This window comes from Devosia sp. Leaf420 (assembly GCF_001425445.1).
GTDB lineage: Bacteria > Pseudomonadota > Alphaproteobacteria > Rhizobiales > Devosiaceae > Devosia.
The window spans coordinates 503,457-516,634 of the sequence record NZ_LMQU01000011.1 but is presented as its reverse complement, the minus strand read 5'-3'; the positions used below and the strand labels follow the sequence as shown (position 1 = coordinate 516,634).

Sequence of the window (13,178 nt, the reverse complement as noted above, 5' to 3'; positions counted from 1 at the left end):
TTGGGAGAGTAGGTCACTGCAAGGTCTGCTAAAAACACATCCTCTCTACGATACAAAACAGCAAAGCCCCGGTTCGAAAGAACCGGGGCTTTGCTGTTTTTAATGCCATGAAACCGGAAGCACAGCGATGAACGCTGATTTTTCAGCCCAATGCGACAAGTGCTTTGCTCTATGCTGCACTGCGCTCGCCTTCTCTCGTGGCTCTCAATTCGCTCACGATAAGGCCGCCGGCCAACCCTGCCATAACCTAGATGCCGCCTTTCGCTGCACCATTCACGCGCGTCGGGAAGAGCTTGGTTATGAGGGGTGTGAGGCATTCGACTGCCTCGGCGCGGGCCAGCGAGCCTCGGCCATCTTTGCCGGCGAAAACTGGCGTCGCGATCCCTCGATAGCGCGGCGCCTCTATGCCAGTTTTTCGCTGCTGCTCCGCGTTCAGGAAATGCGCCGGGCACTCGAGACCGCTGCAGACCTCGAAATCGGCAGGACGCTGCACGAGCGACGGCTTGCCCTCCTCGACACGCTGAATGAACAGGGGGAAAGCCTCCGCGAAGACATTTCCGACGAGGCGAGCGCGACGCTCAGAGAGTGCCGCGCCTTCCTCAAGAGCCTCGCGCCGCTGCTTTCGGCCTAGGGCGTGTGGGGATTCCGTGATGCCGGACTGCAAACGGCGATTTTCTGCGCTTCCGGTGCTCACGTACCCGAACGTACGCTCCGCTCCGGTTCTCGAAAACCACCTTTTTCGCCTCGTCCTGACGTAAATCCCCAAACGCCCTAAACCAACTTGCCGCTATCCAATGCGGCCATGATCCAATCGCGATATTTTTGGTCTTTGCCTGAGATCTCGGGCGTGACCTGGCTCGCCTCCTCCATGAAGAAGCGATAGTCCCGCCCGCGTTCCTGGCCGGCTAAAGTGTGCATATCTTTGGCGACGTCGATGATCTCTGGCGAAAGTTCACCCAATTGCGTGCCGCGTATGGCCCAATTGACCATATCGTCGCTGGTTCGATCCTTTTCGGACCCGGCCAGAACCCGCACGGCATGGGCGGCAAAGAGGAAGCGATCACCCGTTGGCCGATCATAGCGCTTGTGTTGCTGATAGAGCGTCTCGACCAGAACCGGTGCCTCGGGCCTGCCGAGGCCAATATCTTCCACCGCAATGACACAGAGCCGCGACCAGAGCTTTTCTTCCATCTCTGGGCTCGTGCGAAACATCTCCCAGGCAAGCAGCAGCGCATTGTCCACCAATGCACGCCGGATCGACTTTTGCAGCGCTGAAATCACCTCATCGGCCGCAAAGCCGCCTGCCGTGGTCGTGCGCTGCCACGGATCTTCTGGTTGCTTGACGGTGAGGCTCATTTGCCCGCTGCCCAATCGCAAAGCTGGGTCCAGAGACGATTATATCCAGCCCATTCGACGAAAGGCGGCGGGGCCCAATGTGGTCCGCAGTCCGAGGCGAAGGCAACACTGCGGCCCTTGCCGAAGTCTCCGGCGACGATCAGCGGATCATTCCCGACGCTCGCAACGACATCGCCGCCCGTCTTGGCCGCAAAGCGGTTGTAGCCAAGCAGAGCCGGCCACTCGGCCCAAAGCCCCGCGACAATCGCGTGTTCGGACTTCTTAACTTTTGGCACCACGCCCTGCGGCGCCTCTACGCGATCATCGCCGCGCTCGATGATCACTGGCAGTGCTTCTTCGATAGGCGAGCCCGCATATTGCGCCTTGGCGTCGATCCCCTGGAAGGTGAGGTAGCCGCCGACCATGACGAGACCACCGCCCTGCGCCACATAATCGCGCACCGCGGCGAGCCGGTTCGGCAGAACTTTAGAGCGCGCAAACGTATCGGGATGGAGGAGCAGGGTATTGGCGCCGATATCAGAGAGGAGCACGCAGTCATAGGCGGCAAGCTCTTCGACCGTGAACGGAAAATCCCGTGCTGCGACATGGGCGGGCTGATAGGTCACGTCCCAGCCGCCGGCTTCGAGCGCGGCCTTGAGCCAGCGGACGCCCTCGGCATATTCGGTGGTCGTAAAACTATCGAACCCTTTCTGGTGGATCGAATGCACCGTCCAGGATTCCCCAGCGATCAGAATGCGTTTGCTCATGGCATGGCCTCATGTTGGCGCGGGGCAGGGGTTTGCCGCCCGCGTAAAAAAATTCAGGCTGGGTCGGCGTGCTGCTGCGGCGGCGCGACGGAATTACGGATGACGAGCTCGACCGGCAGCCGCGTTTCGTCAGGCGGCGGCGTCCCTTCGAGCAGAGCGAGCAAATGTTTGACTGCCAGTTCGCCCATGGCGCCGACCGGTTGGCGAATGGTGGTCAGTGGCGGATCGACGAGTGCGGCGAAAGCCATGTCGTCGAAGCCGACGAGGCTGATGTCATTGGGGATGGAGAGCCCAAGCGCGCGCACGGTCTGGATGACGCCGATGGCGATATAGTCGGAACAGGCCAAGATGGCTGTCGGTGGCGATGGCGCTTCGAGCAAAACCGAGGCGGCCGCCGCGCCATAGTTGCGGCTATAATCGCCGAGAAGGACCCAGCCGGGACGGATCGAAAAACCGGCTTCGTCCATGGCGCGGTTATAACCGGCGAGGCGTTCGTTGACGCTCATCAGCCGATGCGGCCCGCCGATCAGCGCGATATCGCGATGCCCATGCTCGATGAGGTGCCGTGTCGCCAGATATGCTCCCTCGGCATTATCGACGAAAACGCGGGGCAGATTGACGCCTTCGATATCTTCGTCGAGCACGACGACATTGGTGCGTCCGGCCAAGAGCGCGGCCAGCGTGCCGTCATCGACGCGATTGGTCATCATGATGAGGCCATCGACATGGCTATCGGCCATGCGCCGTATGGCTTTCACTTCCGCGTCCGAGTGGCCTTGTGTGGAAGTGATATAGACCGAATAGCCGCTGGCATGCGCCTGGCGCTCGACGGCCGCCGCAAGCTCGGCAAAGAATGGGTTGGCGATATCGGGGGTGACGAGCGCAATGGCTTCGGATTTCCCGGTCGAGAGCCGCCGCGCCAGTAGGTTGGGGCGATAGTCGAGCTTGGCGATCGCTGCGTCGATCCGGTCCCGCGTTGCCTGCGGCAGGTCGATGCGATTGTTGAGATAGCGCGAGACGGCCGTCGGGGAGACGCCGGCTTCGGCCGCGACGTCGCTCAGGGTTGGCATGGTGCCTCCGCGCTTTGAGACGGCATCCGAGTCACACCGCCCATCCCATCACCATGACAGGCGCATCGGGCGCGATGCGGGAGAGCAGTTCGCGCGTACTGGCTGTGTAGTCGACGGCGCCGCCGCGGACGGTGCCGAGGCTGGCGCCCAAAATGTCGGCGTAACCGTAGCCATGGGCCAGGAGATCGACGAGCGCTGATTGCACTGGATGGATGGTTGGATTGAACGCAACGCTTTCAATGGCGGTGCCGGTGACCGCGGCGCCGTCGCGCAGGTGCAGCGTCAGGGCGCCGGGGCATTTGCTATAGGGCGAATGGCTGCGCCGTCCGGCCGCGAGCAAAGTCTTTGCCGCAGGGGAGGCGCTATCTTCCTCAAAGCGCAGATCGGGCCAGAGTTCGCGTCCGGGCACGGCGCCGCGCTCGCCGAGATAGGCCGGGTCGAACGGCCATGGATAAAGGTCGCTGAGTTTGAGCGTGTGGCCCAACGGATCGATCAGCTCCAGCCGATCGCTGGCGGCATATTCAGCGAGGCATTGCCGGCAATGGGCGCAGGGATGGGCTTCGCCAATGGCGATCACGGCGATATTGGTGCCTCGGCTCATAGCGCGGGTGAAAACAAAACCCTCGCCATGGAGCGTATAGCCGAGATGCGTCGTCGGGAATTCGACATTGCCGCCGAGGATGAGATTGCCCGTCTCGGTTTCGAGGCCCACAGCGCCGACGTGAAAGTCGGAGATAAGTGGCTTGGCCATTTCTCGCGCTGACCGATCGAGCAGCAGGCACATCAGATCGCGCTCGGACTGCAGTCCAAAGCGGCCAACGAGTTCGCTGACCACTGAAGCCGGGACGACCCCGCCCATATTGTCTTGCGGCTGCGATTTCGCAGGCGCGATGGCCGCAAGGACCGCATCGACAATCGCCGTTTTTTCGGTATCGCTGATCTTGCCAAGTCGCACGGGGACGTCTGGGTCTGCAGCAAAGGGATTGACGCTCATCGAGTTTTTGCCGAGAAATTATGCACAAATCTCATGCGGCGCAGGCTTGTGCAAATTGGGTGCGATAGCATTTGACAATCCCCTCGAAACCATCGTTAGATCAGCTATGTAAAGCGCTTTACCAACGATAGGTCAAATGGGTTCTACACTCCTCCGCAATGCGACCGTCCTGACTGTGGACGATGCCAATACCGTCTATGCTGGTGGGTGGGTGGCATTTGTCGATGGTCGGATCAGCGGCGTCGGACCTGCGGATTTGTGTCCCAACCCCGATGATTTCGACGTGGTTCAGGATCTCTCGGGGCATTTGGTCATGCCCGGTCTCATCAATGCGCATACTCATTCGGCCATGGTGCTGTTTCGCGGCCGGTCGGAGGGGCAAAGTCTTCTCACCATGGAGGGCTGGTACAATTCCATCCGGGAGCCGGAGCTGTCGCTGGTCTCGTCCGATATCGGTCCGGCCGTTGCGCTCTCCTGCGCCGAAATGGCGCTGAGCGGTACGACGACGTTTTGCGATCAATATTTCTTCGCCGAGGAAATCGCCGCCGCCGTCAAGGATGCCGGGCTCCGCGCTGTCATCGCCTATGGCATTGTGCAATTGGGCGACAAGGAGCGTGGCGAGGAAGAACTTGCCAAGGCGACGGACTTTCTCCGCCAGCAGCGTTCGTCCGACGGTCGGGTCATTCCCTGGTTCGGCCCGCATGCGCCCTATGTCGATAATACGGAAGATCTGCTCCTTGCCGAAGTCGCCGTCGCCAATGAATTCGGCGTCGGCTTGCATCTCCATATGGCGTGTGGCCCCGAAGACAATGAAGAGACCGAGCGGCGCTATGGCACGACGGCGGCGGTTGCGCTCGAAAAGCTCGGCTTTTTCAATGGCCGTATCCACGCGGCGCATTGCCTTGATCTCAGCCCTGACGACATCGCCGTTTTCGCCCGCGCGCCGCACGCTTCAATTTCTTACAATGCCACGGCCGGCCTGCGCTCGGGTCGCGAAGGCATTTGCCCGGTTATGGACTTGAAAGCTGCGGGCGTTACTGTTGCTCTCGGCACCGACAATGTTGCGGCCAACAATGGCTATGACATGATCAACGAAATGCGGGTCGCGGGGCTTGTCGCCTCACATCGCGAAAGGACGGCGCAGCCAATCTCCAGTGCTGAGCTCGTGCGCATGGCCACCATCGAGGGCGCCAAGGCGCTGGGGCTAGATCATGAGATCGGCTCGCTCGAAGTCGGCAAGGCCGCCGATATCATCGCGATCGATATTTCTGGTGCAGGCTATTCCGAGACCCCTGACATCGAGACGCTGCTGGTCTATTCCGGAAGTGGACGGGATGTGCGCCATGTCTTTGTCGCCGGCGAGCAGCTGGTGCAAGATCGGCAGCTCCTGCGTCGGCCCTTGTCCGAGATCAGGGCCGAGTACTCAAACACCTATAGGGATTTCTGGGACCGCGTCGCAGCGGCTCGGAAAGTGGCATAATGGCAAGAAAACTCATTCTCGATACCGATGGCGGCGTCGACGACGCGCAGGCCCTGATGATGCTGATCGCCAATGGCAAGACGCCGGACGCGATCACCACCGTCTTCGGCAATGTCGGTCTCGATGCGGCAACGCGCAATATTCTCACCGTGCTCGAAGTTGCGGGCAAAGGCTCGGTGCCGGTCCATAAGGGTGCCGATCGTCCGCTGACCCAGCCGGTGATCGACGCGAAATATATCCACGGCGAAGACGGTCTCGGCGGCGCCCCGCGCCCCGCAAAGATTCCGGAGGTCGCCAGCACCGATGGCGTCGGCTATCTCGTTGAAACCTTCCGCGCCGCCGCCAAGGCCGGCGAAAAGGTCGATATCCTGATGATCGGCCCGCTGACCAATATGGCGCTCGCCCTACGCTTGGCGCCCGATATCGTTCCCGGCATCGGCCAGCTCACCATCATGGGCGCTACCGTCTATGGCCGTGGCAACACCACGCCGGCTGCCGAATTCAATATCTATGCCGATCCCGAAGCCGCCGCGATCGTCTTTGGTGCAGATGTCGAAACGCTCGTCGCGCCTTGGGAGCCCTGCGTCACCCATTTCATGACCGGTGATGAAGTCGAAGCGCTCCTTGCCGAAATTCCGGACAGCCCGGAAAAGACTTTTTCCGCCGCGCTTGTCGACCATGCGCGCAAGACCACTGTCGGCTATGGCGGGCCCGATCATTTCCGCTTCGTCGATCCGCTGGCCATTGCCGCTGTTATCGAGCCGGAGCTTGTGACCAAGACCATTCGTGCTTCCGTCGATGTGGCGCTTGCGCCGGGCATCGCGCGCGGCATGACCGTGGTCGATCCTTCAGGCCGCCTCGGCACGCCGATGGTGACCTTGATCGAGGAAGCAAAGGTCGATCGCCTCGTGGCGCTCTACCGCGCGTCCGTTGCCTACCGCGCCACCGCCTGACCCAAGCCTTAAGGGAGCTTCGTCAATGTCCAATCCAACCTTTACCCGCCGCGCCTTTGCCGGCCTTCTTGCCGCCGGTCTCATGACCTCGGTTTCGGCCGGCGCGGTTTTCGCCCAGGAATACACCAAGGAAAACCCGCTCAAGGTTGCCCTCGTTGTCCACGGCAATCTCGGCGACAAGAGCTTCTTTGACTCCGCCGCGGCGGGTCTGGATCGGGCCGAGGCGGAGCTCCCGGTCGATGTCACCGTCATCGAAGCAGGCAATGATCGTGGCCGCTGGCAGCCGGCCCTCGCGGACGCCACCGACCAGGGCTATGACGTCGTCATCGCCGGCACCTGGGAAATGACCGGCTTCATGGCCGAGCTGGCGCCGGACTATCCGGAAACCAAGTTCATCGTTTTCGATGATGCGCCTGATTTCACCGCCGGAAATCTCGGCAATATGCTTGCCATCAATTATCGCGTGTCGACCGCCGCGTATCTGGCCGGCTATGCCGCCGCCAAGATTTCGACCACCGGCAAGCTCGGCGAAATCCTCGGTGTCGAAGGCGCGACCATCCTCGAATTCGCCCTCGGCTTCGAGCAGGGCGCCAAGGCGGCAAACCCCGACGTGCAGGTCACCCGCGCTGTCGCCGGCTCCTTCACCGATCCGGCCAAGGGCAAGGAACTGGCGCTCGCCCAGTTCGCCCAGGGCGTTGACGTGGTCTTCCCGATTGCGGGCGGCACCGGCATCGGCGCGCTCCAGGCAGCCCGCGACGAGGGCAAGCTTGCTGTCGGCGTTGATAGCGATCAGGCCGAAATCTTCGCCCCGACCGATCCGGCCCAGGCCGATGTGATCTTCACCTCGGTCGAAAAGAAGGTTGGCGATTCCCTCTTTACCGCTCTGCAGCAGACCCTTGATGGCACCGCGCCCTATGGCACCAACCTGATCCTCGGCCTTGCCGATGGCGCCGTCGGCATCGCCAAGAACAGCTACTATGAAAAGCTCGTTCCCGCCGATGTCCGCGCCGAAGTCGATGCCGAGGAAGCCAAGATCATCTCTGGCGAAATCACCGTCGAAAGCGCCATGAAGTAAGCGTTCCGGCCCCGCCTGTCCCTCAGGCGGGGCTTTTTCTATTCCAGCGAGGAGACGCCATGGCGCCGCTGCTCGAAGCCATTTCCATCGGCAAGACTTATCCCGGCGGCACCGTCGCTAACGACGGCGTCAATCTTACTATCGCGGCAGGCGAAGTCCATGCCGTCGTCGGCGAGAACGGGGCCGGCAAGTCCACGCTGATGAAGATCCTCTTCGGCATCGAACAGCCCGATCGCGGCGAACTGCGCCTCGATGGCAAGCCCGTCTCCTTTCCCACTCCGCGCGATGCCATCGACAATGGCATCGGCATGGTATTCCAGCATTTCTCGCTGGTGCCGTCCTTCTCCGTCTACGAAAACGTCGTGCTCGGCTCCGAGCCGCGCAATGGCATCAAGTTCGACCGCCAAAAAGCGATCGAAGAGGTGCGCGCGCTTTCCGAAAAATTCCGCCTTGCGGTCGATCCCCTGCCGCCCGTTGGCCAACTCCCTGTCGGCCAGCAGCAGCGAGTGGAAATCCTCAAGGCGCTTTATCGGAACGCGCGCATCCTCATTCTCGACGAGCCGACCGCCGTCCTTGCGCCGCAGGAAGTCGAAGAACTCTTCGTCGCCGTCCGCGCCCTTGTCGCGCAGGGCCGCACGGTCATCTTCATCGCCCACAAGCTGCCCGAAGTCCTCGCCATTTCCGATCGCATCACCGTCATGCGCGCCGGTAAGACGGTCGGCTCGGTGAACGCCAAGGAAGTCACCGAGCAGAGCCTTGCCACCATGATGGTTGGCCGCGAAATTGCCCTCCGTGTCGATCGCGCCAAGGGCCGCGGCGATCTCGCCTGCGAGGTCAAGGCGCTCAAGCTCACTGCCGAAAGCGGCGCCCCGATCGCCGAAGACCTCAACCTAAAAGTGCATCAGGGCGAAATCCTCGGCCTTGTCGGCGTCGAGGGCAATGGTCAGGCGGAACTCCTCGAAGCCATTGCCGGCCTCCGCGCAATCGCCGATGGCGTCGTTTATCTCAATGGCGACAAGCTCAACCCGCTCTCGACCCTCGAACGGCGCGAGCGGGGCCTTGCCAGCATTCCCGAAGACCGTATCGCGCGGGGCCTTGCGACCGGCGCCACCATCGCCGAAAACCTCGTCGCCACCCGCCTGGCCGACAAGCGCTATGTCCGCAATGGCCTCCTCGATTTGAAAGCCATCAAGGCCCAGGCCCTAAAACTGATCGAGCGCTATTCCATCCGCGCCGGCGGTCCCGGCTATCCGGTCGGCACGCTTTCGGGCGGCAATATGCAAAAGGTCGTCGTCGCCCGCGAACTCTCCGAGCAACCAAAACTCCTGCTGGTCAATCAGCCGACCCGCGGCGTCGATCTTGGCGCCACCCAGTTCATCTGGAAGTCCCTCACTGAAGCGCGCGATGGCGGCGCGGCGGTACTTTTGAGCTCTGCCGATCTCTCGGAACTCCTCGCGCTCTCCGATCGCCTCGTCGTCTTTTATCGCGGCAAGATCGTCGCGGCCTTCGTCAATTCCGATGACCTCACCGCCGAAACGCTGGGCACCTATATGCTCGGCCTGTCGCGCCAGGATCCCGAAACCATGCGGGCAGCCTTCCAATGAGCCAGAACTCTCCTTCCCGCTGGGCCATGATTGGCCGCGAAACCGGTCGCGCCCTCACCGCCGTCGTCATTGCGCTGATCGTTGCCCTCGTCGTCATCCTTCTTACGTCGGCCGATCCCGGCGCCGCCTTCCAAACGCTGCTTACAGCGCCGCTTTCGTCCAACCGCACCATGGGCCTCTGGATCGACGACGTCGCGAAATTGACCCTGACCGGCCTCGCGTTCAGTTTGGTCTTCCAGGCGCGGCAATTCTCCATGGGTGTGCAGGGCCAGGTCTATATGGGCGGCCTTTTTGCTGCGCTCATCGCCATGTCGCCCATCGGCGCCACGCCGATGGCCATTCCCGTCGCCATGCTCGCCGCCATGTGCGCGGGCGCCGTCTATGGCTTCATTCCCGGCTATGCCAAGGCGCGGTTCGGTGCGAGCGAGATCGTCTCCTCGCTCATGCTCAATTACATCGCTATTCTCATCGTCAATTACCTGATCCGCGCGCACCTCGCGCCGCAGGGCACAGGCCAATTGGCGACGGCCAAATTCCCCGACACGGCCATCTATCCCGCCATTCTCCCCGGCACGCGCTTCGATCTCGGCATCCTCGTCGCTCTGGTGGCCACCTTCGTCGTCTGGTTCCTGCTCTACCGCACCAATTGGGGGCTCAAACTTCGGCTTGTCGGACACAATCCGAAATTTGCCGAATATTCCGGCATCCGCTCGAGCTTCATCATGGTCTCGGCCATGACCGTTGCCGGCGCCTTTGGTGGCCTCTTGGGCTCGGTCTTCGTCCAGGGCCGCGCCTTCGGCAATCTGGCGCAGAATTTTGACGGCAATCTCGCTTTCGAAGGCATTCTCATCGCCATCGTCGCCCGCTCGCGGCCGCTCGCCGTGCCCTTCGTGGCGCTGGCCTATGGCTATCTCCGTCAGGGCGCCCAGCTTATGGGCATCCGCACCGATGTGCCGACCGAAATGATCTCGGTCGTTCAGGCCATCATCATCCTTCTCGTTGCCTCGTCCTTCTCGCTGCCCGGCAAGAAATTCTTTGCCAATCTCCTCGGTCGCAAGACGACACCAGCCGCCGCACCGGAGGCCGCGAAATGATCGAACTCCTGATGACGGTCTTTTCCGCGACCTTCTTCGTCACGGTCATCCGCACCACGACGCCGCTACTGTTTGCCACCCTCGGCGGCCTCATTTCCGATCTCTCGGGCGCGCTCAATGTCGCGCTCGAAGGCATGATGCTGATCTCGGCGCTCACCGCCGTCATCGTCTCGGTTTATGCCCCCTGGTATGTCGCGGTGCTCTCCGGCATCTGCGCCGGCGCCATGCTTGGCGCCATCATGGCCTTCTTCCATCTGCGCATGAAAGCCGACATCATCCTCGTCGGGTTCGCCGTCAATATCCTTGCGACCGGCGGCACCGTCTTTGCCCTCTCGCAAGCCACCGGCGGTGACAAAGGCACCTCGATCAATCTCCAGTCCAAGGCCGTGCCCGCGGTCAATCTCTCCTTCCTCGACGCCATCCCCCTCATCGGCCCGACCCTCCGCAGCCTCCTTTCAGGCCACTCGATCCTCTCCTGGCTCGCGCTCTTTATGGTTTTTGCGGTCTGGTATTTTCTCTACCGCACCCCCTACGGCCTCTGGCTCCGCGGCGTCGGCGAATATCCAGCCGCCCCGGAAGCTGCAGGGATCAACGTCACCAAGGTGCGCGCTTGGAGCCTTGTCGCCTCCGGCGCCTTCGCCGGCATCGGCGGCGCGCAATTGGCCATGTTCAACTATATCGGCTTTACCCGCGACATGACGGCCGGCCGCGGCTTCATCGCCCTCGGCGCGGTGCTGCTTGGCGCGCGCCATCCGGTCGGGGCAATGCTCGCCGCGCTACTCTTCGGCATTTTCGAAGCGCTGGCCGTTGTCATGCCCAATCTCTTCAATTGGATCCCCGGCGAAATGATCCAGACTATCCCCTTCGTGGTGACGGTCCTCGCCCTGATCCTCTTCAGCTATCGCGCCCAGCGCGCCCGCCAGATGCGGACCCTGACCAAGATATGACCCTCCCCGACGACCTCATCCTCTCGGCGACCGATGAGGTCGCCATCCGGCAGCATCTGCTGCTGGTGTCCCTGGGCAAAAAGCCGGCCGATCTTGCCGTGGAAGTTGGTCGTCTCCTCGCCGTCCATGCCAATGAATGGATGGACAATCAGGAGATCATCATCGCCGGCCGCCGCATCGCCTATGTCGGCCCCGTGGGTTCCTATCGTGGCGAGGTCGCCAAGCGCGTTTCCTATCCCGACCTCTCCGCCGTCCCCGGCTTCGGCGAAGTCCACAAGCACATCGAATCCACGCACATCACGCCCGATTTCGAGGCTGAGCTCGTCCTGCCGCGCGGCAATACCTGGACCTGCGAAGCGAGCCACGAATTCGCCAACGTCAACGGCCCCAAAAACATCGAATTCTGGGAAAAGGCCCGTCGCGCCGGCTCGCCTTTAAAACTGTTCATCCAGCCAGGGTCTGCCGTGCCGCCCACGCCATGGGAACAGTCGGGCGGCTATTTTGGCTATGATGAGCAGAAAGAGTTCCTGTCGGAAAACCTCTCGGTCACCAGCCTCGACGAAGTCATGGATTGGCCCTCGGTCTGGGACCCGACCAATCCGGGCTACGCGCGCATGTGGGGCATGATCCGCGCTACCTTTGAAATGCGCGGCGTCGTTGAGGGCCACGGCAATGGCCTCACCGATCTCCACGACATTTCGGCCTTTGCGGCCGCCGGCCTTTCGTCCGATCACGAAGTCTGGGCGCTCGACGAAACCTGGGATCGGCTGCTGCGCGGTCTTTTCACCGAGCTGCGTCCCTTCTCTTATGATGCCATAATTCCGGGCCTGATCGAAAAGGGCCTGAAAGACTGGTCCAATATCGCCTTCACCACCGACGATCGCAGCGCCAGCGATACGCTGCGCGATGGCGCCACCGACCACAATGTCCGCCATGCCATCCACTATGGCCTGTCCCCCGAAATCGCCATCCAATGCGCCACCATCAATCCAGCGCGCCACATGCGGATCGATCAATGGGTCGGCTCGATCACGCCGGGACGCTATGCCGACATAGTGCTTTTGCGCGATGTCCCCGCGATCGACATCGCCCATGTCTATTCCGATGGACGGCTAGTGTCCGAGGGCAAGAGCTATACCGGCCCAAAAACCCGCATCGACTGGCCCGATTGGGCTTCGGGCTCCGTCAATATCGGCCGTACGCTGACCGCCGCCGATTTCGCGATTCTAGCCGAACCTGGGCGCACCACCATGCAGGCGGCGATCTCCCGCCCCTTCGCCTGGAACGAGGATTTTTCCGTCGAAACCCTCCCGGTCGAGAACGGTGAAGTGCAGCGTGACCCGGCAAAACTCATCACCAAATGGTCGATGGTGGATCGGTATCGCGGCGATGGTGCCGTGGCGTCCATGTTTTGGACCGGCGTCGGCCCCGCCGATCCCGATACCGCCCTTTGCTGCTCGGTTGCCCACGATAGCCACAATATCTGGTGTATCGGCTCTTCGGACGAAGCCATGGCCAAGGCGGTCAATCGCCTTGCCGAAATCGATGGTGGCTATGTCCTCGTCCATCGCGGCGAGGTCGTTGCCGAACTGCGCCTCGAAATCGCCGGCCTCATGACCGCGCGCCCCGCCGAAGCGTTTGATGTTGATATGAAAGCCTTCCTTGCTCGCGCCAATGAAGTCGACTGGGTCTATGCCCCCGCCGCCATGAACCGCTGGAAACCTGGTTTTCCTGAATTCCTGATCTTTGCCACGCTCACCTGCTCGCCCTGGCGCTGGGTGCTCGTCGCCCCATCCGCGCTTTGCCCCGAGGGCTTTGTGAATGTACAAACGGGCGAGACACACAAAATAGTCTGGTGA

The 13,178-nt window shown here is 61.8% G+C and carries 12 protein-coding genes; 8 read left to right on the top strand and 4 right to left on the bottom strand.

The features are described from left to right. Positions 1–127: 127 nt before the first annotated feature. Positions 128–631 (top strand): hypothetical protein, encoded by a 504-nt coding sequence (locus ASG47_RS13320; RefSeq protein WP_061909744.1) that lies wholly within the window; start codon positions 128–130, stop codon positions 629–631. Between the two features lie 140 nt (positions 632–771). Here the strand turns inward: ASG47_RS13320 and ASG47_RS13315 are convergent, their stop codons facing one another. The 4 genes from ASG47_RS13315 to ASG47_RS13300 are packed head-to-tail and all read right to left on the bottom strand — an operon-like array spanning position 772 to position 4,166. After that, positions 772–1,356: an AAA family ATPase gene (locus tag ASG47_RS13315; RefSeq protein WP_061909742.1), complete on the bottom strand. Its 585-nt coding sequence runs from the start codon at positions 1,354–1,356 to the stop codon at positions 772–774. Continuing rightward, positions 1,353–2,102 carry a glutamine amidotransferase gene (locus ASG47_RS13310; protein ID WP_061909740.1) on the bottom strand — a complete coding sequence of 250 codons (750 nt, stop codon included), beginning with the start codon at positions 2,100–2,102 and terminating at the stop codon, positions 1,353–1,355. Before ASG47_RS13310 ends, ASG47_RS13315 begins: the two co-directional genes overlap by 4 nt. A 53-nt stretch (positions 2,103–2,155) precedes the next feature. Beyond that, positions 2,156–3,172 carry a LacI family DNA-binding transcriptional regulator gene (locus ASG47_RS13305; protein ID WP_061909738.1) on the bottom strand — a complete coding sequence of 339 codons (1,017 nt, stop codon included), beginning with the start codon at positions 3,170–3,172 and terminating at the stop codon, positions 2,156–2,158. A gap of 31 nt (positions 3,173–3,203) precedes the next feature. Then, on the bottom strand, positions 3,204–4,166 hold the full coding sequence (locus ASG47_RS13300; RefSeq protein ID WP_061909736.1) for a cytidine deaminase: 963 nt from the start codon (positions 4,164–4,166) through the stop codon (positions 3,204–3,206). 136 nt (positions 4,167–4,302) lie between these two features. On the opposite strand from ASG47_RS13300, the gene ASG47_RS13295 reads away from it, so the two are divergent. Genes ASG47_RS13295 through ASG47_RS13265 form a run of 7 tightly spaced genes read left to right on the top strand, consistent with a single transcriptional unit; the run spans position 4,303 to position 13,178 of the window. Further along, a complete protein-coding gene (locus ASG47_RS13295) occupies positions 4,303–5,646 on the top strand; it encodes an amidohydrolase family protein (RefSeq protein ID WP_061909734.1) in 1,344 nt (447 codons plus the stop codon). Beyond that, the gene (locus ASG47_RS13290; protein WP_061909732.1) at positions 5,646–6,599 is read left to right on the top strand and encodes a nucleoside hydrolase; all 954 of its coding nucleotides are present in this window, start codon (positions 5,646–5,648) and stop codon (positions 6,597–6,599) included. Before ASG47_RS13295 ends, ASG47_RS13290 begins: the two co-directional genes overlap by 1 nt. Before the next feature lie 25 nt (positions 6,600–6,624). Beyond that, positions 6,625–7,674, top strand: coding sequence for a BMP family lipoprotein (locus ASG47_RS13285; RefSeq protein ID WP_200940928.1), 1,050 nt, complete (start codon positions 6,625–6,627; stop codon positions 7,672–7,674). A gap of 59 nt (positions 7,675–7,733) precedes the next feature. Beyond that, positions 7,734–9,278, top strand: coding sequence for an ABC transporter ATP-binding protein (locus ASG47_RS13280; RefSeq protein ID WP_061909730.1), 1,545 nt, complete (start codon positions 7,734–7,736; stop codon positions 9,276–9,278). After that, positions 9,275–10,372 carry an ABC transporter permease gene (locus ASG47_RS13275; RefSeq protein WP_200940926.1) on the top strand — a complete coding sequence of 366 codons (1,098 nt, stop codon included), beginning with the start codon at positions 9,275–9,277 and terminating at the stop codon, positions 10,370–10,372. Before ASG47_RS13280 ends, ASG47_RS13275 begins: the two co-directional genes overlap by 4 nt. Next, positions 10,369–11,319, top strand: coding sequence for an ABC transporter permease (locus ASG47_RS13270; RefSeq protein WP_061909726.1), 951 nt, complete (start codon positions 10,369–10,371; stop codon positions 11,317–11,319). Before ASG47_RS13275 ends, ASG47_RS13270 begins: the two co-directional genes overlap by 4 nt. Further along, positions 11,316–13,178: an adenine deaminase gene (locus tag ASG47_RS13265; RefSeq protein WP_061909725.1), complete on the top strand. Its 1,863-nt coding sequence runs from the start codon at positions 11,316–11,318 to the stop codon at positions 13,176–13,178. Before ASG47_RS13270 ends, ASG47_RS13265 begins: the two co-directional genes overlap by 4 nt.